Origin of the sequence: Sorangium sp. So ce1335, from assembly GCF_051521615.1 — a bacterium.
GTDB lineage: Bacteria > Myxococcota_A > Polyangia > Polyangiales > Polyangiaceae > Sorangium.
The window spans coordinates 1,270,642-1,291,929 of sequence record NZ_CP150363.1 but is presented as its reverse complement, the minus strand read 5'-3'; the positions used below and the strand labels follow the sequence as shown (position 1 = coordinate 1,291,929).

The 21,288-nt window shown below is 73.9% G+C and carries 12 protein-coding genes; 6 read left to right on the top strand and 6 right to left on the bottom strand.

The genetic code is table 11. The features are described 5' to 3' along the window. Window positions 1-29: 29 nt before the first annotated feature. Window positions 30-428: a 30S ribosomal protein S12 gene (gene rpsL, locus WMF24_RS04635; protein ID WP_129356460.1), complete on the bottom strand. Its 399-nt coding sequence runs from the start codon at window positions 426-428 to the stop codon at window positions 30-32. A gap of 1,403 nt (window positions 429-1,831) precedes the next feature. Between rpsL and WMF24_RS04630 the strand changes: the two genes are divergently transcribed. Then, window positions 1,832-2,752 (top strand): hypothetical protein, encoded by a 921-nt coding sequence (locus tag WMF24_RS04630; protein ID WP_437735131.1) that lies wholly within the window; start codon window positions 1,832-1,834, stop codon window positions 2,750-2,752. A gap of 132 nt (window positions 2,753-2,884) precedes the next feature. Here the strand turns inward: WMF24_RS04630 and ppk1 are convergent, their stop codons facing one another. Next, window positions 2,885-5,101 (bottom strand): polyphosphate kinase 1, encoded by a 2,217-nt coding sequence (gene ppk1, locus WMF24_RS04625; protein ID WP_437735130.1) that lies wholly within the window; start codon window positions 5,099-5,101, stop codon window positions 2,885-2,887. 192 nt (window positions 5,102-5,293) lie between these two features. On the opposite strand from ppk1, the gene panC reads away from it, so the two are divergent. Further along, window positions 5,294-6,187 carry a pantoate--beta-alanine ligase gene (panC, locus tag WMF24_RS04620; RefSeq protein WP_437735129.1) on the top strand — a complete coding sequence of 298 codons (894 nt, stop codon included), beginning with the start codon at window positions 5,294-5,296 and terminating at the stop codon, window positions 6,185-6,187. Further along, window positions 6,184-6,885, top strand: a complete 702-nt coding sequence (gene tmk / locus WMF24_RS04615; protein ID WP_437735128.1) for a dTMP kinase — start codon at window positions 6,184-6,186, stop codon at window positions 6,883-6,885. Before panC ends, tmk begins: the two co-directional genes overlap by 4 nt. A 144-nt stretch (window positions 6,886-7,029) precedes the next feature. On the opposite strand, the gene WMF24_RS04610 is transcribed toward tmk, so the two are convergent. Beyond that, window positions 7,030-8,580, bottom strand: a complete 1,551-nt coding sequence (locus WMF24_RS04610) for a hypothetical protein (RefSeq protein ID WP_437735127.1) — start codon at window positions 8,578-8,580, stop codon at window positions 7,030-7,032. 533 nt (window positions 8,581-9,113) lie between these two features. On the opposite strand from WMF24_RS04610, the gene WMF24_RS04605 reads away from it, so the two are divergent. Then, on the top strand, window positions 9,114-10,259 hold the full coding sequence (locus tag WMF24_RS04605; RefSeq protein WP_437735126.1) for a vWA domain-containing protein: 1,146 nt from the start codon (window positions 9,114-9,116) through the stop codon (window positions 10,257-10,259). A 54-nt stretch (window positions 10,260-10,313) separates the two neighbouring features. On the opposite strand, the gene WMF24_RS04600 is transcribed toward WMF24_RS04605, so the two are convergent. Continuing rightward, window positions 10,314-11,486: a tetratricopeptide repeat protein gene (locus tag WMF24_RS04600; RefSeq protein ID WP_437735125.1), complete on the bottom strand. Its 1,173-nt coding sequence runs from the start codon at window positions 11,484-11,486 to the stop codon at window positions 10,314-10,316. A 335-nt stretch (window positions 11,487-11,821) separates the two neighbouring features. Between WMF24_RS04600 and WMF24_RS04595 the strand changes: the two genes are divergently transcribed. After that, the gene (locus tag WMF24_RS04595; RefSeq protein WP_437735124.1) at window positions 11,822-12,043 is read left to right on the top strand and encodes a DUF465 domain-containing protein; all 222 of its coding nucleotides are present in this window, start codon (window positions 11,822-11,824) and stop codon (window positions 12,041-12,043) included. Between the two features lie 353 nt (window positions 12,044-12,396). Here WMF24_RS04595 and WMF24_RS04590 read toward each other — a convergent pair whose 3' ends face one another. Then, window positions 12,397-12,912, bottom strand: a complete 516-nt coding sequence (locus tag WMF24_RS04590; RefSeq protein ID WP_437735123.1) for a hypothetical protein — start codon at window positions 12,910-12,912, stop codon at window positions 12,397-12,399. 87 nt (window positions 12,913-12,999) lie between these two features. On the opposite strand from WMF24_RS04590, the gene WMF24_RS04585 reads away from it, so the two are divergent. After that, window positions 13,000-13,212: a hypothetical protein gene (locus WMF24_RS04585; protein ID WP_437735122.1), complete on the top strand. Its 213-nt coding sequence runs from the start codon at window positions 13,000-13,002 to the stop codon at window positions 13,210-13,212. A gap of 47 nt (window positions 13,213-13,259) precedes the next feature. On the opposite strand, the gene WMF24_RS04580 is transcribed toward WMF24_RS04585, so the two are convergent. Next, on the bottom strand, window positions 13,260-21,275 hold the full coding sequence (locus WMF24_RS04580; RefSeq protein WP_437735121.1) for a beta-ketoacyl synthase N-terminal-like domain-containing protein: 8,016 nt from the start codon (window positions 21,273-21,275) through the stop codon (window positions 13,260-13,262). Window positions 21,276-21,288: the final 13 nt, after the last annotated feature.

Here is a 21,288-nt window from a genome sequence, read left to right as displayed (position 1 = left end):
CTTCGTTCCTCTGCTCGGCTATCGCCCGGTCAGGCCTTCGGGCGCTTCACGCCGTACTTCGAGCGCTTGCGGTTGCGGTTCGCTTTGTTCGTGGAGCTCGGCCCGGCGGCGCCGGAGGCGTCGAGCGTGCCGCGGACGACGTGGTAACGCACGCCCGGCAGGTCCTTCACGCGGCCTCCACGGATGAGGACGACCGAGTGCTCCTGCAGGTTGTGACCTTCGCCCGGGATGTAGCTGGTCACTTCCATCTGGTTGCTCAGCCTGACGCGGCAGACCTTGCGGAGCGCCGAGTTGGGCTTCTTCGGCGTCGTGGTGTAAACACGTACGCACACGCCTCGCCGCTGCGGGCAGGACTTGAGCGCAGGAGAGGCCGTCTTGTAGCGGGCGGCCTCGCGGCCTTGGCGGATGAGCTGGCTGATGGTCGGCATAGTGACGCGGATTTCCACCTGAGGGATGGGGACGCGCAGGATACCCAGGAGCAGAACCCTGTCAAGAGGGACCACACCCGTTCATGCTGGATGCGTCTGCGCGCGGCTGTGCCGCGTGCTTCCCGCCTCCTTTACACGTGTCTTCGGCGTGATTCTACCCGCGCGACGCGGGGGCGCACGCTGCGTGCTCGTGGACGACGCGCAGCGAGGCGCTGTCGCGCGGGCGCCGGTGCTCGCGATGCGCGCGCGAGCTCGAGCCGCGGCCGGGCGCGGCACGAAGCGAACGCGGGCGCGCGCGGGCGGCTCTTGGCGGCCCGGCTGCTGTTCGGTACGGTCGCTGCGTGGCCAAGAAGCTTTCACGCGCCCAGCGTAGAGAAAGCCGGCGGAAGGCGCCGCAGCACGGCGTCGCGCCGGGCGCTGTGTCCCGCGCGGACACGGCGGTCGCGGCGCCATCGTCGCAGAGCGATCCGGGCGACGAGGCGACGGAACGACGACCCGCCGGGGCGCGGACCGAACCCACGGCGAGCGGGCGCGGCGACGAGGCGTCCCGTGCACGGGCGCGCGGTGCCATCGCGCCGAAGGCCACGGCGGCGCGCGACGCCGTCGCGCCGAAGGCGGCCCACGCCGCGCGGGCGCGCGACGCCGTCGCGCCGAAGGCGGCCCACGCCGTGCGGGCGCGCGGCGTGGGCGCGCGGGCGAAGACGGGGAGAGACGTGCTCCTGATCTTCCTGGGCGTCGTGGCGCTCTCCGCGGTGATCGTCTTCGCCGCGCAGTCTCCCCGCGCCCCGGAACGCGCGATGGCCGAGCCTGCCAGCGCGGCTCCGTTGCCGCGGGAGCGCGCTGGAGAGGAGCCATCGAGCGCGGTGCCCGCTGCGCCGGCGGCGTCGGGCGAACTGCCGGCCCGACCTCCCGTCGATTCGTCGCCCCCCACGATCGTCACCGCGGAATCGACCGCGGGTGCGCCGGCGAGCGCTGCGGCCTCGCAGCGCGCGGCGGCCAGCGCTGCGCCGCGTGAAGCGACCAGCGCTGCGCCGCGTGAAGCGACCAGCGCTGCGCCGCGTGAAGCGACCAGCGCTGCATCAGGGGCGGCTGGCGCCGCGACACCGAAGAGGCCTTCTCGGGCGGCGAAGCCGGGCGCCGTGCCTTCTGCACCCGCGCCATCGGCCGGAGCGACGCCGACGGCGGGAGCGACGCCGACGGCGGGAGCGACGCCGACGACGGGAGCGACGCCGGCGGCGGGAGCGACGCCGACGGCGGGAGCGACGCCGACGGCCGGGACGACCGGAGCACCCCCGGCCGGAGCAACGCCGCCGGCAGACGCCACGCCAGCAAAGCAGCCGGCGCAGGGGCCCGCCGAGACCCCGTAGAAGGATCGAAACCGCCGCGATGAAAGGACGCCCGAGATGCTTCGCTTGATTGCCTTGCCCGGCGCGGGAACGCCGCGCCGCGCGCCGCTCCTCGGAGGGCGGGCGCTCGCCCTGCCGATCGGCGTCGCGCTGTCCGGCCTCCTCACCGCGGCCACGGCGGTCGCGCAGCCGCCGCCGCAACGACAGCCGGCCGCGGGGTCGCCCGCGCCGCCCGCCGCGGCGCCTTCGGCCGCCGCGGCGCCTTCGGCCGCCGCGGCGCCGCCTGCCGCCGCGGCGCCGCCTGCCGCCGCGGCGCCGCCTGCCGCCCCGTCACCGGCCGCCGCGCCGCAGCCCGGCGGCGCTCCCCCCGCGCCGCCCGCCGGCGCTGCGATGCCGCCGCCCGGCGCCACGCCCCCCTACCCCGCGGCCCCCTACCCCGCGGCCCCCTACCCGGCGGCCCCCTACCCCGCACCGCCACACGCCTCTCCGGGGGCACCAGGCTACCCGCCGCCCGGCTACCCGCCGCCGGGTTATCAGGGCGGTTACGCGCCGTATGGCGGCGCCTACCCGCCCCCGCCAGGCTATCCGCCGGCCGGGGCGGAGCTCCCGCCAGCCCCGCCGCCGGTCCCGCTCAAGCGAAAGAACCCGAGCCTGATGCTGGGCGGCATCGCGCTCACCGCCGGCGGCACCGTCGCGTTCTTCGCCGGGAGCGCCCTGCTCGCCTCGGCGAGCGAGCGTTACGAGGTCTACTGCGATATCGCGGGCAGCACGGACATCTGCGAGACGCGCAACGACGGGCCCCGCCAGGTCGCTGGCGCGCTCGTCTCCGTGGCAGGCGGCATCATGCTCGCCGTGGGCATCCCGCTCTGGATCATCGGCGGCAAGAAGGTGCCGGCCACGGACGAGGCACCCAAGGCGCAGACCCAGACCACGCTCTCGCTCGGCCCCGGCTCCGCCACGCTGCAGACGCGGTTCTGATCCGTTCGCCGGCTCCCGCTCCGCTTCCGGCGCGCGGAAGCGGCTGCCCGCGCATGGAAGCGGCTGCCGGCGCGCGGAAGCGGCCCCGACGCGCCCCTCCCGACGCTTCCGGCGCCGGCCAGGCGAAACCCCTCAGGGGACGCTCTTCTTCTTCTTCATGCCCTTGCGGCGCGACTCCCCGTCCGAAATGCTCGCGGGCATGCGGAGGATGTGGAAGCGCCCGCCGCCGCGCGCCAGCGGATCGCTGTGCTTCACCCGCTCGCGCGCGAGCTCGATGAAGCGCTGCTGCGACCGCAGCGGGGCGGCGCCGGGGGGCACCTGGAGCTTGTGGTAGCTGCCGTCGCTCGCCAGCTCCCACGTCTTCGCCGTGTCGGACATCACGGTGTTCAGCATGTCCTCCACACGCGCGCGGATCGCAGGCTCGATGATCGGGATCATCAGCTCCACGCGCCGGTGGAAGTTGCGCGGCATCCAGTCGGCGCTCGACATGTAGATCTCCTCGTTGCCGCCGTTCGCGAAGCGGAACAGCCGCTTGTGCTCGAGGAAGCGGTCGACGATCGCGCGCACCTGGATCCGCTCCGACAGCCCGGGGATGCCCGGACGCAGGCAGCAGATGCCGCGCACCGCGAGCTTGATGTCGACCCCGGCCTGCGACGCCGCGTAGAGCGCGTCGATGACGTCGACGTCCACGAGCGCGTTCATCTGCGCCACGATCTCCGCCTTGCGGCCGGCCCGCGCGTGCGCCGCCTCGCGCGCGATGAACCCGAGCACCGCCTCGTGCAGGCCGAGCGGCGCAACGAGCAGGCGGTTCCACTTGGGCGGCGCGCTGTAGCCGGTCAGCAGGTTGAAGAACGACGTCATGTCCTCGCCGATCTCCCGGTTCGCCGTGAACAGGCCGATGTCGGTGTAGAGCCGCGCCGTCTGCGGGTTGTAGTTGCCCGTCGAGAGGTGCACATAGCGGCGCAGCCTGTCCTTCTCCCGCCGCACGACGAGCAGCGCCTTCGCGTGCGTCTTCAGCCCGAGCAGGCCGTAGATCACCTGCACGCCGCTCTGCTCGAGCATCCGCGCCCACTGGATGTTGCTCGCCTCGTCAAAGCGCGCCTTCAGCTCGACGATGGCCGTGACCTGCTTGCCGCTCTCGGCCGCGCGCGCGAGCGCCTTCAGGATCGGCGAGTCGCCGCCGGTCCGGTAGAGCGTCTGCTTGATCGCGAGGACGTTCGGGTCGTCGGCCGCGCGGGAGACGAACTCGGCGACGGGATTGAACGACTCGTACGGGTGGTGCAGGACCACGTCCTGCTCCCGGATGACGGCGAAGATGTCCTCGACGTCCCGGAAGAGCGTCGGGACCTGCGGCGAGAACGGCTCGTCGCGGTACTCGCGGCGCTCGTCGTCCGCGACGATGCCCATGAGGTCGGCGATGTGGAGCGGCCCCGGCACCCGGTACACGGCGAGCGAGGCGTCGACCTTGAGCGCGCGGCAGAGCCGCTGGACCGAGGTGCCGGCGCCCTCGCCGATGCCGATCTCCAGGCGCACGGCGTTGCCGCGATCGCGGCGGCGGAGCTCGGCCTGGATCGTCTCCAGGAGGTCCTCGCCCTCCTCCTCGTCGATCTCGAGATCCCAGTTCCGGGTGACCCGGAAAGGATACGTCCCGCGCAGCCTGCCCGAGGGGAAGAAGTCCTTCACGTGCCGCGCGATGACGTCCTCGAGCAGGACGAACGCGCGCGTCGCGCCCTCCACGCGGACCCGCATCAGCCGGCTCAGCATCGGCGGCACCTGGATGACCGCGAAGCCGGGCTCCTGCGCCTCGTGCTCCCGGGAGAACATGATCCCGAGGTTGATCATCTTGTTGCGCAGGTGCGGGAACGGGTGCCCCGGATCGATGGCGATCGGCGTGAGGATCGGGAAGATGTCGGTGCGGAACCTGTCGTCGAGGGCGCTGAGCTCGGGCGGATCGAGCTCGTCCGGCCGGACGATGACGATGCCGGCGCGCCGGAGCGCCGGGATCAGGTCCGAGTTCCAGATCTGGTAAGCGTCGTCGACGAGCGCGTGGACCCGCGTGCCGATGGCCACGAGCTGCTCGTGGGGCGTGAGCCCGTCCGGCGGGACCTCCGCGATCGTGCGCTGCGTCTGCGCCTGGAGGCCCGCGACGCGGACCATGAAGAACTCGTCGAGGTTGGAGAAGAAGATGCTGAGGAACTTGAGGCGCTCGAACAGCGGAACCTCGTGGGATCGCGCCTCCGCCAGCACCCGGGCGTTGAACTCGAGCCACGAGAGCTCCCGGTTCAGGTACTGCGACGGGTCGCCCTCGATCGGGATCGGCCCCGAGGCGACCGGCGCCGGTATCGACACGGGGCCGCTCGACGGGGCGGCGCTCCCTCCCGATCTCGCGCCGGCCGCGTCGCCTGCCCCGGGCCTGGCGACCTGAGCGGCGTTCGCGTCATCACCGGAGCTGGAGCCGGAGGCGAGGGTTGTGTCTGTGGAGGAGGGAACGTCACTCATGGCGAAGCTTCGATTTTATCCCAGGTCTGATAGGGTCCGCTCATGGAATTCTGGCGACATCCGGGCGAGCTGAGGCTCGCTTGCGAGCGGGCGCGCGCGGCGGGGCGCCGCGTCGGCCTCGTCCCGACGATGGGCGCGCTCCACGCGGGCCACCTCGCGCTCATCGCGGAGGCGCGGCGGAGAGCGGACTTCGTGGCCGTGACCATCTTCGTCAACCCGACGCAGTTCGGCGCGGGCGAGGACCTCGCGCGCTACCCGCGGACGCTCGAGCGCGACCGCGCCGCGTGCGAGGGGGCCGGCGCCTCCGGGGTGTTCGCGCCCGACGTCGCGGCGATGTACCCGCCCGGCGAGGAGACGCGCGTGCGCGTCGGCGCGACCGCGGCCCCGCTCTGCGGCGTCCACCGGCCCGTTCACTTCGAGGGCGTCGCCACGGTGGTCACGAAGCTGTTCGCGCTCGCCGGCCCGTGTGTCGCCGTCTTCGGCCGCAAGGACTACCAGCAGCTCCAGGTGATCCGCCGGCTCGCGGCCGACCTGTTCCTGCCCGTCGAGGTCGTCGGGGCGACGACCGTGCGCGAGCCCGACGGCCTGGCCATGTCGTCGCGCAACGCCTACCTCTCGCCCGAGCAGCGGAGCGCGGCGCGCGCCATCCCGCTCGCCCTCACCGACGCGTGCCGCGCCTTCGCCCGCGGCGAGCGGCGCCCCGCCGCGCTGCTCGAGCCTGTGCGCGCGCGCCTCGCGGCCGTCGCGACGAGCATCGATTACGTGGACCTCGCCGACCCGGAGTCGCTGGCGATCTGGAGCGGCGAGGCGGCGGTCGGCGACCGGGCGCTCCTGGCGGTCGCCGTGCGCCTCGGGTCGGCGCGCCTCATCGACAACGTCGTGCTCGGGGAGGACGCGCCGCCCATCGCGGGGGCGGGCGAGGAGGCCGGCGGATGACGGCGAGCTCAGACAGGGAGGCCGCCGCGCCGTCGTCGCGCCCCCCGGCCGAGTCCCGGCGCGGCGTCTTCATCGTGTTCGAGGGCATCGACGGCGCGGGCACGAGCACGCAGGCCGAGCGCTACGCCGCGCACCTCAGGGCGGCGCGGCGCATGGTCCGCGTCACGCGCGAGCCGAGCAGCGGGCCCGTGGGCTCGCTCCTCCGGCTGATGCTCACCCACCGGGTCTCGCTGCCCAGCGCCCGGCAGGCGGAGGTGATGGCGCTGCTCTTCTCGGCCGACCGCCTCGACCACCTCGGCGCCGAGGTCGAGCCGCTCCTCCGCGACGGGTACGTCGTGATCTCGGATCGCTACGACCTGTCGAGCCTCGCGTACCAGTCGACGACGGCGGCCGGCGGAGAGGGGGACCCCGGGAAGATCGTTCAATGGATCCGGGAGCTCAACCGCCACGCGCGGAGGCCCGACGTCACCGTCGTGATCGACGTGGCGCCGGAGATCGCCGAGCGGCGCCGCCGCGCGCGCGGGGGCGCAGAGGAGCTGTTCGAGCAGACCGAGCTTCAGGCGCGGCTCGCGGAGGCGTACCGGCGGGCGGAGCAGCTCGTGCCGGGGGACCGCGTCATCCACATCGACGGGGACGGCGAGGTCGAGGGGGTCTCGCGCGCGATCGTCGCGGCGCTCGGGCCGATCGTGGAGCGGTGAGGCGGACGTCGATGGCTCGATGAATCGAGTCGAGGACGGCGGGCCGGTCGCCGAGGCGCGGGAGCTCTCGTGTCTTCGCGCCCGCTGTGCACCTCTGCAGCGCGCCCTCGCGCCGCGGGGGCCGCGCGGTCCGCGCCGTCCGCGTCAGGGGCAAGCGGCGTTCGCGATCTCCACGTCGTCGATGTTCCAGCCAGACACCGTGTCGACGAAGGAGTCCCGATCGATCGCGTAGCCGAAGCGGATCCGCAGATTGGCGCTCTTGTGGGGGGTCAGGTCGTAGCGGATCTTCGTCCAGGCCGCGTCGCGGACGCCGGGGTACGCGCCCGACTCGTAGAGCACCTCCCAGCGGACGCCGTTGTAGACCTCGACGCGATTCGTCATGTGGGGTGACTCATCGCTGTTCAGGAAACGCCAGAACGTCAGGTACACGCCGCCCGCGACATCGGCGTTGATGACGGGGCTCGTCATGTAGAAGTACGGGTGAACGCCGAGGGGCGCGTTCCCTCCGATGACCACGCCGGCCACCCCGTTGTCCGAGGTCGTCGTATGATCGAGCGCCGGGTCGGCGTGCCCGTAGGTCTGCCCGGAAGACGCGGTCGCCGCGCCGATCTGCCAGGTCGGACCGAGCTCCCACCCGGACGCGTTGCTCTCGAACGTATCCCGGAAGTAAACCGTCGGCGTCGCCGCGGCGCCGCCGCCCTGGCAGACGCCGGCCAGGCACGACTCCCCCACGGTGCACCAGTCGCCGTCCGCACAGCCGCCCCCGTCGGGGACCGGGCGCGCCGTGCACACCCCGTCGTCGCTGCAGATGCCGCGCGTGCAGCCCTCGGTCTGTGAAGGGCACGAAGCGCCGGGGGTGGGGATGGAAATACAGGCGCCGCTCTCGTCACAGACACCACGGTTGCACTCGTCGGTCCCGGAGAGGCAGGCGTCGCCCGGCGCGATCGGTTCAGCATAGCAATTGCCAGATCCGGGATCGCAGGCGCCATGGTTGCACCCGACGCTCAGCGCGCTGCAGTCCTTGGGGACGCCGCCCTCGCAGCGGCCGCCCTGGCAGGCCTTGCCGACCATGCAGAGATCGCCGGAGTCCGCGCACGGAGCCCCGTCGTTCCCCGGGACCGCCTCGCACGCACCGGTGGCCGGATTGCACGCGCCGACATGACAGGAGTCAGGAACTTGGAAGAAGAAACAATCCCGCTGCGTCCCGACACAGGCGCCGTCCATGCAGGCCGCGTTGAGGACGCAGCGATCTTCCGTCGAGCACGGCGACCCGTTCTCCTTCGGCACCATCCCGCACCGGGGAGCGCCGCCCGCGTCAGCGCAGGTGACCACGTGGCAGGCGTCCGGCGTGAGGCCGCAGTCCTCCGGCGCGCCGCCCTGACAGAGACCGTCCGAGCAGGTCTCGCCGACCGTGCAGGAGTCCCTGTCGTCGCACGGCTCCCCACCCGCGCTCGGCACCAGCTCGCACTTCCTCGTCGCCTCGTTGCACACGGCCGTCATGCACTGCGGGACCGGGACGAGCGCGCAGTCGATCTCGCACGGAGCGCCGGCCCCGCCCCCTCCGCTCGAGACGGGCGGCGCCGCGGCGGCGCCCCCCTCCCCCGTCGCGCCCGAGCCCCCCGCGGACGTCGCGGTCGAACAGCCGAGATCCGTCAGGGCGACAGCGGAAAGTACCCATGGAATCCACCTAGTCATGTTCGCCTCTTTCCAGCAAGCGTGACGCACCTCGTGGGAATTACGCGTTCTTCTCGCCTGCGCAAGGAACCATGATGTTCGGGCGCGCGAGCACCCGGAACGGTCAGCGCAGACGTGGACGAGCGCCGACGACCGCCGATGACGAGGCGAGCGAGGCGCGAGCCATGCGCCGGGTGCGCGCGATGCGCGGGGTGCGTGCGACGGGAGGAGTGAGAAGGGCACGAGTGAGAAGGGTGAGAAGCGCGAAAGAAAGACGAGAGTAGCGACAGCGGCGAGAGCGACGACAGCAACGACACCAACGACACCAACGACAGCAACGACAGCAACGACACCAACGACACCAACGACACCAACGACAGCACGAGACCAAGAAGCCCAACAAACCGGAGAGCCCCTATCGCCCCTTCATCGAGTATTGCGGTATGCTGACGAGAGCGTCTGGAGCTCGGCTTCCCTCGACAGACAGACCACTTCGCGCGTGGAGCCCTCGCGCCCGCGAGCCACGTCGCATCAATTTCCAGAGGAGCAGAGAGATGTCCGTCCGACGTCATTTCGTGTTTGCGCCTTTCCTCGTCGCCGCCGGGATGGCAGCCCAGTCGGGCGGCTGCGCGGCAACGGACGAGGCGAAGGACGGGAGGCGGCCTCCGGGGGTCGCCCCTCCGGAGGAGACCGAGAGCGGCGGCGGCGGCTCCTTCGGGCCGAGCAACGCGGCCGGAGACCCGTCGCTCGGCCAGGGAGGGTACGGCGCGACCGGCGAGGGCGGCTTCGACGAGGGGGCCTCCTGCGCCCAGACGAGCGCGGCGGCCACGCTCCTGCCGCTCGATATGCTCGTCCTGCTCGACCGCTCCGGCAGCATGCTCGGCGCGAAATGGAGCGGCGTGACGAGCGCGATCTCGACGTTCGTCAACGACGCCGCCTCCGCCGGGATGAACGTGGGGCTGACCTACTTCCCGCGCGGCAACAACGGCCTGAACGACTGCGAGCACGAGACCTATGACGAGCTCGCTGTCGAGATCGGCGAGCTGCCGCTTCACACGCAGGACCTCACCGCCTCCATCCGGAGGACGGCGCCGGGCGGCGGGACGCCCATGCGCCCCGCCCTCCAGGGGGTGCTGTCGAACGCGACCGCCTACAAGGACGCGAACCCGTCCCACAAGGTGATCGTCGTGCTCGCGACCGACGGCGACCCGTCCGGATGCGCGAACAACACCGTCGCGGATACCGCGGAGCTCGCGCAGCGGGCCCTCAATTACAACGGCGTCCAGACCTACGTCATCGCCGTGGAGGGCTCGACGCTCTCCAACCTGGACCAGATCGCCGCCGCCGGCGGGACGGCGCGCGCGTTCGATGTCACCGCGGATGTGAGCGCCTTCTCGGCGAAGATGGCCGAGATCCGCGCGTCGGCCCTGCCGTGCGAGCTCCTCATCCCCGATCCGCCGGAGGGCGCGACCCTCGACAAGACCCGCGTCGCCGTGAAGCTGGCGCCCGGGACCTCCGGAGAGCTGGAGATCCCGAAGGCCGACGACGAAGCCGACTGCGGCGCCGGGCCGGGGTGGTACTACGATGACGAGGAGCTCCCGCAGAAGATCATCCTCTGCCCCGCGTCGTGCTCGGCGGTCCAGGCCGAGGTGCGGGCCGAGCTCAACGTGCTCTTCGGGTGCGAGCCGAAGCTGAACTGAGCCGCTCGCGCCGTCCCGCGCTCATCAGCGCTCGTCAGCGCTCGTCAGCGCACCTTACGGCCTCTTCGGCGGCTCCGTCTTCAGGGCGTCGAGCGCCGCCGAGAGCTCGGCCTCGGTGAACGGGAGCCGCGCGAGCGCCGCCCGCTCGTCGGCGAGCGCGAGCTCGATCTCGCGCTGCGCGTCGCGCGCCCGGAGGACCCACGCGGACGACTCGCCGGTGCGGTCCCCCATGCGCGCGGTGCCGGCGAGCATCTTCTGGCCCTTCTCCAGGAGCACGCGGTAGCGCAGGCGCATGGCCCCCTCGAAGAGCTGCTTCTTCTTCGGGGTGTCGGCGCTCGGCGGCGGCGGGACCTGCATCACGTCGCGGTGGAGCTCCTTGTAGAGCTGCCCGATGCGGTAGCCCGCCATCGCCGACCAGTGGGCGTCGAGGCTACGCATGGCCTCGGTGTAGGCGCTCTGGGCGTCGAGCAACCCCTGACAGCGCCGCTCGAGCGCGTCGGCGAAGCTCGCCGGCACCGGCACGAAGGTGATGGCCTCGCTCCGGCGCCGCCGCACCTCGCCGAGCGCGAAGCTCACCTGCGCGAGCTCGATCGGCGGCTTGCCCGACTCGCCGAGCCGGTGCGCCTCGATGAGATCGCGCGCGACGGCGACCTGGCGCGCCGCCTCGTCGACGAGGTCCTGCTCGACGAGGCCGAGCGCGAGCGCGCCGCGCGCCTCGATGGCCTCGAGCACGGTCAGGTCGCCGACGCGGAGCAGGGCGCGCGACACCTCGACGAGCTCGGGCCACCGCTCGAGGTAGGCGGCGGCGCGCGCGAGCCGGAAGAGGGCGCCGCGCGCGACCGGGTGGTCCGGAAAGCGCCGCGCGACCTCGCGGTAACGCTCGGCGGCGAGCGCGCGGTCGCCGAGCGCGTCGTGCGCGATCCCCGCGTTGAACAGGCTCGGAGGGGCGACCTCGCCGTCGGGCGACAGGCGGACGAGCCGGTCGAAGAGCGGGGCCGCCTCGCGCGCCTTGTCGGCCAGGAGCAGCGCGCGCGCCCGCTCGAACTCCGCCGCGAGCTCGGCGTCCGAGTAGGGCGACACGACGACAGGCGCGAGCTCGACCGGCCCCCGCGCCGAGGAAGGCTGCGGCGACCGCGCCGGGACCGGAGACGTGGCCTCGGATGTGCATCCGCCCAGAACGACCGCGAGGGCCAGGGCAGCGACCGGGGTGAAGCAGGAACTCGACATGCCGGGGAAGGATAGCCGCACGTCCGAGGTTGTTCCGCTGGTGCCTGGACGGAGATCGGAGCCTGGCCGTCCGGAACGAAGGTGGATGGCTGTGCGCCTACGGCGATTCCTGTATCCAGCCGATATTTTTGTGGAAAGGGAGGGTCGTACCCCCCGACAAAAGGCTGCATCGGGGCCGCACGATGCGGTAATCTCGCCTTCGTTCAACAGGCCGTTGTCGCGGCTCGTAGCGCGGTCAGCGGCGATCTCCTCTCCAGCGACGATCAGGACGAGGGCTTCTGTTGTGGGCCCTCGAAGGCATCACGGCTCCCTTGTGGGACCTTGGAGGTGGGTACATGAAGCATCAAATCGTCTCTCCTCGCACGGTGACGGCAATCGGCACGGAGCAGCGGCTGAGCTTGGCCGAAGCGCGTCACCGCGAGCTCGACTCGCGCCTCAGGCAGCTGGGTCGACGGGCTTTCCTGACACCCGGGGAGAGGATAGAGGCAGCCCAGCTCAAGAAACACAAGCTCGCAGCGAAGGACGAGATCGAGGCCCTGCGCCGAAGGTTGTCGTAGCGCAACCAGGCTGACCCGCGATCCCGAGCGCCGCGCACGGCGCCCCGCCCGTTCGTTTCCCCCTCATCCCCTGTCCAGCCCATCCGGCGCGCTCCTGCGGCGCGACGTAGCCCGAGGCGCGCACGCGGCGCCGGGCGAGCACGCAGCGCCCAGCGCGAGGCCCGCAGCGGCCCCCCGGCCCGGCTCGCAGAGGTGCCCAGCGCGCACACAGCGCCCGGCACCAGGACCCCACGCAGCCCGAGGCACGCAGTGGCGTCCGGCGCGCACGCGGCAGGCCACAGCGCGTGGTGGCGGAGCGGCGCTTCTCGCGAGGGCCGCGGAGGCCAGCGTGCGCGCGGAAGCGCCCGTGGAGATCAGAGCGTCGGCGCGGGCGGCTCCGGCGCATCCGCAGGCGCCGTCGCGGGAGCGTCGGCCTGCGGCGCCGCGCCGGACGCTGCGTCGCCCTCCGGCAGCGCCTCGGCGCCGCCGAACACGTCGCGGTTGAGGTCCGCCAGCGTCTCGTTGAGCCGGTTCTTCTGCTCGCTGCTGATGCTGCCGGGGGTCTGCTTCTCGATCGCCGCGGCGAGCCCGAGCCAGTGGCGCGCGTTGTCGCGGTAGCCCTTGCGCGGATCGGCGACCCCGGTGCCCTGCGGCGCGAGATCGGCCAGGCGGTAGTCCGTCATGCCCCGCAGGTACGCGTACCGCGCCCGCTCCGGGATCGAGAACGAATCCATATCGTGCTCGAGGACGCGGAACAGCGCCAGCGCCTGCTCGAACCGGTTCGCCTCGTAATGGCCGCGGGCGCGGTCGAGGTCCTGCGTGTAGGTCGCGCACCCGGGCGCGAAGGCGAACGACGAGAGGAGGAAGACGCACGAGACCAGGCGGCGCATGCGCGGAGGGTATCTCCCGCGTCGCGGCGCGATCAAGCGGGAAGACGGCGGTCCGGCCGCCTGCCGCGCTGGCGGCTCGCCGCGCTGATGGGCGCGCCGGCGCTCAACACCTGCTTTGGCTTCACCGAGGCCGAGGCGCTCCTCGATCGGCGGGCGAAGGAGCACGGCTCGTGCGACGCGCTGGCCTGGTACAACGGCGACGTCTCCGGCGAGCAGGTCGTCCACAATCCGTGGTCCATCTCAGCTTTCTTCGAGCGCCGACAAGCGCCTGCGGGGGTACTGGGTCGCGACGAGCGCTGACGATCTCTTCAAGGCACCTTCCGGGGTGCGGGGAGAGCCGGCCGGGCTCACCCCACGAGCCGCCTCCCGATGAGCCGCGCCGCCAGCTTCCGAAGCCAGTCGGCGCGCCGCGCGTCGGGCGGGACGAGCCGCCCGGTGCGCGCGGCCTCGAGGATCGCGGCCGTCTCGGGCGTCGGGTCGGCGCACGCCTCCAGCACCCGGAAGATCGTCGCGTCCTCGTGCCCGACGCCCGCCTCGGCCATCCAGGCGTCCACCGACGCCGCGAACGCGGGATCCCCGGGGAACGGCTGCTCGACCTCGTTGCTCGGGCCGAGCCCGTTGATGCCGCTGATCACGAGCTCCTTGCGGTCCTTGTAGGTCAGCCCCGCGAGCTCCTCGGGCAGCAGCGGGCGGCCGATCCAGATGTCCTGCACGCCCATGCCGAGCGGGAACTCGAGCCGCCGATCGAGCGGCTCCGGCGGCAGCGCGCCGGAGAAGCGCACAGGCACCACGGGGACGCCCACCGCGAGCGCCATGTCGATGAACGCGCCGCTCATCTTGCGCACGGGCGTGCGGCACTCGATCGAGCGCGTGCCCTCGACGTGCACCATCACCCCCTTGCCGGCCCCCTGCATCTCGGCCCCGAGCTCGGCGATGATGGTCCCGAGCGACGCCTTGTCCTCGCGATCGAAGTACGTGATCACCTTCGGATCGCGCGCGCCCGGGTACGTGAAGCAGTGCGCGAGCAGCGTGCCGAGCCACGTCGTCCGGTGCTCGGCCTTGGCCAGCGTGACCGTGGAGACCCCGGTGAGGCCGGAGACGGCGATGCCGAAGAGCAGCGACTCCACGCCGACCTGGTGGTTGCCCAGGTAGAGCAGGCTCCGGCCCTTCACGGCGCCGAAGGCCGCCGGGTCGGCGACGTGGACGCGGCGGATGAAGCGCTCGATCAGGCCGAAATACAGGTCCTCCGCGGGCCAGCGGCCGAGGCCCATGGTCGCGCCCCAGTAGCGGCGGACCGGCTCGAGGTCGATCGCGGGCGCGCCGGCGGCGCGGACGACGACCTCGGTGCCCTCGCGCGCCACCGCGAACGGCCAGCGCGTCAGCGGCTGCGCGGAGGAGATCCCGGCGAGCGACACGGTCGACGGGTGAACGCCCGCGCGGCGCGCGACGTGATCCTTCACGGCCGCCGCCTCGACGAGATCGCCCGACGCGGCGTAGAGCTGCGCCACCGTGCCCGGCATCCAGTCCATCGTGCGCACGTCCGCGGGGCCGCAGCGCGCCTCGCCCGACGCCGGGTCGACGCGCGAGACGCCGAGCTCGACCGGCGCGCGGTCGCGAAGGAACGCCCGGCGGATCCCGGGAGGCGCGCCGCCGACGGAGCCCTGCGGGAGCAGCACCTCGACGAGGCGGAGCTCGAGCCAGACGCGCTCTCCCGCGGGCGCCGCGCCGGCCCGCGCCGCTGCCTCCGCGCCGGCGTCGGCCGTGGGCCCGGCCTGCGCGACGGCCTGGATCCGGAACGAGACGAAGCGATCGTCGCGGCCCTCGTAGCGCACCTCGACGCGTACCGGGCCCTCGGGCGCCGGCCCGAAGAGGCGGAGCGACGGGACGCGCGACGGGAAGGCGATGTGGGCCGGCGGGCTCTCCGGATCCCACAGGAACAGCCGATCATGCGGGATCGTGTGCGTCAGCGCGTCGAGCATGCCCTGGTGCAGCGCCCCGGGCGGGACCGAGCCCCTGCGCGGGTCGAGCGTCGCCGACGCGCCGCGCGCGCCGAGCCGCAGCGCGGTCAGGTACTGGAACGCCGGGCCGTGGAACAGCGTGCCCGCCGCGTACGGGTCGTCGGCCTCCGGCGCGTCGAGCGCCGGCTCCGGCAGAGGGGCGGGCGGGTACGCGCCGGCCACGCGCACGCGGCCGGCGCACACGGGCTCGAACCGCGAGAGCGCCGGGTTCGAGGCCTCGCGCCACGCGAGGAGCCGGACGTCGAGGACATCGCCGGAGCCGCTGACCTCGGCCTTGATGCGCACAGGCCCCGGCACGGGCAGCCAGCGCTGGACCACCACGTCCTCCACGGCCACGACAACGCTGCCCGGGCGCGCCCGCAGGGCGGCGCCGGCCAGCCTGTCGACCATGCTCATCCCGGGGAGCGCCGGGAGCGTCCAGGTGGGGCGGTGATCGGCCACCCACCCGTCCGGATCCAGCACCTCCTCGGCGTCGTCGGCCTGCAGCGAGGCCGCGGGGCGCCCCGCGGCCTCCGGCGACGCCACAGCGCGACCCGCGGGCGACGCCGCGGCATCCCGGGACCGGGCGCTCCGGTTGACGGCGCCCGGGAGCGACGCGAGGTGGCGCGCGCTCCCGCGCACGTCGAAGCCCACGTCGCGCCGCGCGCGCGGCGGGGCGCCGTCGACGATCCGCACCCCGAGCGTCGCGCCGTAGATGCGCAGGCCGTCCACCCAGAGGTACGACTCGGCGATGACGTACGGCCCGCGGTCGTCGCGGCCGACCTCGAGGATGTCGGTCTCGACCGTCACCCGCCGGCTGCCCGGCAGCACCTGGCCCCGGTAGCGCCAGGCGTGCTCGTGCCCGGTCATCACCGGCTCGAACCGCGGATCGCCGAGGCCCGCGTGGAGGTCGTTGTGGAGCATCCAGAACTGGATCGTCTGCAGCATCGCCTCGATGCCGAGCGAGCCGGGCTGGACCGGATCTCCGTGGAAATGCGCCTTGAAGAACCACTCCGACGCGTGGACGTCCCGCTGGGCGCGCACGCGGCCGAGGCCCTTCCGGCCGCCGGACGGCCACAGGCCGTCGATGCGGTCGATCATCAGCAGCGACGGCCGCGCGAGCCCGAGCTTGCCGCCGCAGTACCGCGCGGGGCGCGCGCGGAGGTCGACCTCGAAATCGGACGGCGCCTCGAGCGCGGCGAGCTCCTCGGGCTTCGGCGGGAGCCCGACCTGCGTCGCGAGCGCGGCCTTCGGGAAGAAGCCGAACACCGTCTCGAGGTCGTACACGCGGGCGCCGCCGACGCTGCACTCCACCCGGAAGGCCAGGATGATCATGCCGCTCGAGCGCGAGATGCTCGTGAGCTGCGACGTCGTGCGCAGCGCGCCGCCGGCCGGCGCCGGCAGGACCTCGGCGTGGAGCGTGCCCTTGCCGTCAAGGTTGCGGAAGTAGAGCGCGCTCTCGGACGAGAGCGCGCAGCCGACGTAGCTCGCCAGCCAGCCGCACGTCTGGAGCGCGGCCTCGAGGATCACAGCGAACGGCATCGTGAGGCTCGCGTTCTCGTCGAAGTACCAGGCGTCCTCCGGGACGTCGTACTCGACCTCGACCCGCGCGCCGGCCTTCATCGCCGCCATGGGGCTCGAGACCGAGAGGACCCGGCTCATGAAGTGGTACGGCGGCCCCGGGAGCCGGGCGACGTGCTGGCCCCCGTCGAACCTGCGGTACAGCGGGCCGAACGCGTCCGACGGCCGGCCCCAGGCGCACGAGAGCAGGCTCCTGTAGTCGAACGGAAAGCCGCCCGCGCGCGCGGCGTCGGCGCCGTCCAGCGCCGCGGCCTCGGACGGCGCCGCGGCGCCCAGCTCGGACCAGGGGACGCGCGCGACAGGCTTCGGCTCGACGTGGCCGTCGAGCAGCTCGGGGTGGCTCGTGAGCGGCCAGTCGGGGCTCAGGCGCAGGCCCACGCGGCGGGCGTGGAACGCCTTGAGCCCGTCGACCGTGCACAGGAAGTCGGCGTAGACGGTGGGGTGCGGGCCGTCGTGGACCTCCTCGACGAAGACCTCGTACGTGAGCAGCCGGCTCGTCGGGACCACCTGGCCGCGGCAGCGGAGCAGGTAGGGGATCTCGGGCACGGGCTCGAAGCGGAAGCCGTCCGCGTCCACCGTGAAGCCCATCGCCGCCATGTAGAAGGCGAGCGCCTGGAAGCAGCCCTCGAACATGAGCGTGCCCGGCATGCACGGGTCGTCCTTGAAGTGGCCCTCGAAGAACCAGCCGTCCTTCGTGATCGGCAGCGTGGCCCTCAGATAGCCGCGCTTCCACGGCCCCCCGGCCGGGTCGAACGCGTCGACGCGGTCGAAGAACAGCATCGGCGGCCCGCTGATCCGCGGCGTGCGGACGTGGGTGCGCAGGCGCTCGAAGCCGGGGCCGAACGCCGCGGCGCCGTCGCCGGCCGCGAACGCGAGGAGGTCGGCCCGATCGAACGCGGACTTCTGGCACGCGATCCGCGGCGGATCGAGGCGGGCGGCCGTCGCGTGCTCGGCGGTCTCCGCGTCCCAGAGGACGCCGCCGGAGTTCGCGAGCTCCTCGTCGGTGAAGAAGCCGGCCTGGCCCTTGCGCGTCTTCAGCCGCAGCTCGCCGTTGATCCGGCAGTCGTAGTGGAAGAAGAACAGCCGGACGTCGCCGTGCTTCGCGTGGCCGTCGACGTGGATGTCGTAGACGAGCGTGTCGCCCGGGCGCGGCAGGCCGCCGTAGAAGGTGAGCTCGCAGCCGAGCAGCCGGTAGACGCGCTCGCCCCGGTTCTCGAAGTCCGCGCCGAGCCAGCTGATGAGCAAGAGGTCGGCCTGGCCGCTCTCGATCATGATGCCGGCCGGCATCGCGCCGTCGTGCAGGTACCAGGAGTCCCACCGCACGTCGGTCTCGGTCCACATCGTGCCGAGCTTCATCGAGCCGGGCTCGGCGTCGATGCCGGTGACCCGATCGGCGAGCAGCAGCGGCGGCATGGGCATGCGCACCTGGCGGCGGTAGCCGTCCTGCCGCGCGAACAGCGGGCCGAACACGTCGGAGATCCGGCCCGAGGCGAGCTGCTCGAGCTGCTCGCGGCTGAACCGGGGGCCCCTCGGGGCGAGGGCGGACGCCGCGGGGGGCGCGGCGGGGCGCGGCGCTGGCTGCGGCGCAGCGACGGGGCGCGGCGGCTCGGCCGGGCGCGGCGCTGGCCGCGGCGCAGCGGCGGGGCGCGGCGGCTCGACGGGGCGCGGCGCTGGCTGCGGCGACGCAGCGATGGGGCGCGGCGGCTCGGCGCGGGCGACGCGCGGCGATTCGACGACGGGCGCAGGCTGTGGCGCCGCGATGGGACGCGGCGATTCGACCGGGCGCGGCGCCTCGGCGCGGAGCGGCGCGACGTGCGAGACAGGCACCGCATGGGCAGCCGGCGCGACGGCGACCGCGCCCGACGACGCCTGGACGAGCGCGTCCAGCGCGCGCTGCCGCACCTGCAGGAAGCGGCCGTGGACCTGGGCCTGCTGCTCTATCCACTCCCTGTGAAGCTGCGCGAGCTGGACGGTGAACGCCGCCGCGCCGGCGATCACGTCGCCCGGGATGCCCGGCGCAGGCGGCGCGACGATCGCGTCCGCCACGTGCAGCGGCCCGCGCTCGACGTCCGCGACGCGCGACGCGACGATCGCCTCCACCCCGTGCAGCGGCTCGTACGCGATCTCCGCGACGGGCGGCGCGAAGGCCGCCGGCGCCGCCAGCGACGGCTCGTCCTGGGGCAGGGCCGGAGGCGCGTCGGCGGCGGAGAAGCCCGTGGGCCCGGGGTACAGCGGCGGCAGGTCGTCGAGGGCGGACGGCAGAGGCGGCGCAGGTTCCATGGAGTCTCCGGGAGATGAGCAGGAGGCCGCGCCGGGTACGACGATCGCCGGCGGGTGGGCGGGAAACGTGAGCGTCGGCCCCTTCGCGGGCCGCGGGGGCGGCAGGGGCGCAGGCGGACCGCCGGCCCCGATGCGGACCGACAGCGAGCCGCCGCCGAGGCCGGCGCAGCGGACCTCGGCGACGCGGACGTCGTCGGACCAGGGCGCGCCGTCGGGCCTGCGGGCATGACGACAGGCGAGCACCGCGGCGGCGACGTGCAGAAGGCCGGAGGCGGCGTGCGCGTGGCCGAACCGCGGCGCGAGGTCCGTGGCCGACAGCACGAGGCCGGGGTCGGCCGGCTCGTCGACGACGACGGCGAGCACCGGGTGCTTCTGGCGGACGGCGTCGTCGAGGCGCTCGATCACGAGCACGACGGCCGCGTCGCCGGGGGGCAAGCGGACGCCGAGCGCCTCGAGCGCGGCCACATGGGCGGGCTCGCACGACATGTCCACCGCGCCGACGATCGCGGCGTCCACGGCGCCGGCGCGCAGCGCGCTCCCCGCGAGGCGCAGCGCCCACGGCCCGGAGAGCTCCTCGGCCGCGACGGTGAACGACGGCCCGCCGACGTCGAGCTGGCTGTTCAGCCGGTTCGCCGGGATGTTCGGCATGTTGCCGACGACACCCGCCGCCTGGAGCGCAGGGATCACCGCGTCCTGCAGCGCGCCGACGTCGACCGACGGCCCGAGGCGCGCCGGCGCCGTCTCGGCGAGCCGCCAGCGCGCCATGTACCGGCACACCTCGGTGTCGGCGCCCATGCCGATGAGCACCGCGGTGCGATCGCGCGGCAGCGCGAGGCCCTCGGTGGCCTCGATCGCCGCCTCGAGCAGCAGCGTCTGCTGCGCGAGCGCCTGCTGGAGATCGCGCGGCGGGAACCGGAGCTGATCGGCGGGCAGCGCGACGGTCGCGCGGCGGGGGTCCGCGGCGCCGCCCGAGAGGAGCGCCTCCGCGAACGCCCGGACGCCGCCGAGGGCGCCGACGGACAGGCCCATCGCCACGACGGCGAGGTGGCCCGCCGCGGCGGGGCTCGCGGTCGCGGGCGGCGCGCCGGGGCCCGGGGACGCCGCGCGCGGTGCGCCGGGGCGCGCGGCCGCCGCGGGCGACACCCCGACGCGCGCCCCGGCGCGGGAGGCGCCGGGCTCGTACGCGTCCACGAGGAGGTGGGCGTTGTTGCCGCCGAAGCCGAACGCCGACAGGCCCGCGAGGCGCCGCCCCTCCCAGGGCTCGGCCCGCTGCAGCACCCGGAACGGGCTCGCGGCGACCGCGTCGCTCAGCGGATCCGCGTGGAGCGTCGGCGGGCGGATCCCCGCCTCCATCGCGCCGAGCAGCTTGAGCAGCCCGGCCGCGCCCGCCGTCGTGACCAGGTGGCCGAGGTTCGACTTGAGCGAGCCGAGCGGGACCTCGCGGCGCCCGAACACCTCGGTGAGCGTCGCGATCTCGGTCGCGTCGCCGAGGGGGGTGCCCGTGGCGTGGCACTCGAGGAGCGAGACCTCGGCCGGGTCGAGGCCGGCCATCGCGTACGCGGCCCGCATCGCGCGGAGCTGGCCCTCGACCGACGGCGCGAGCAGGCCGCGGCCTCGGCCGTCGTTCGACAGGCCGACGCCGCGGATCACGCCGAGGATGGGCTTGCCCGCGGCCTCGGCGTCGGACAGGCGCTCGAGGACGACGAACGCCGCGCCCTCCGCCGGGACGAGGCCGTCGGCCGCCGACGAGAACGGGCGGCTGCGGCCGGTGCGGCTCATGGCCGAGAGCGCGCAGAACCCGATGTGGATGAAGAGGTCGTCCGACCGGCACACGGCGCCCGCGAGCATCCGGTCGGCCTCGCGGCGCTGCAGGCGCTCGCAGGCGAGGGCGATCGCGTACAGCGACGACGCGCACGCGGCGTCGAGCGCGAACGCCCCGGCCCCGAGGCCGAGCACGTCGGCGAGCAGGTGCGCGGGCAGGCCCGACATGAAGCGGTTGCGCGGATCGGGCCGCGGGACGCCGGCGAGCTCGCCGAGCCACGTCGCCTCGGCCCACGCCGACATCGCCGACGAGGGGAACGAGAGGTTCCCGAGCACGGCGCCCGCGCGGTCGGACGGGCCCTCGTGGCCGGCCTCGCGGAGCGCCTCGCGGCCCGCGTAGAGCACCCACTGGAAGAGCGGGTCGAGCGCGAGCAGGGACTCGGGCGGGCCGCCGCGCCGCGGGAACGGGTCGCCGGCGAGCACGCGGCGGAAGTGCTCGTCGAACCCGGTGACGTAGCCGCCGCGGTCGCTCCACGCGCGGTCCTTCACGTCGCGCAGGTCGCGCGATCCGTGCGGGGCGCGCGGCTCGCAGACGACCGCGCGCTCGCGCGAGAGCCGCCAGCGGCCCTCGGGGGCGGCGGACAGGAGGTCCCTGCCGGCGAGGACGTTGTCCCAGAGGGCCGCGGGGTGGAGCGCGCCCGGCAGGACGCACCCGCGGCCGACGATGGCGATGGGCTCGAACACGGCGCGCTCGTCC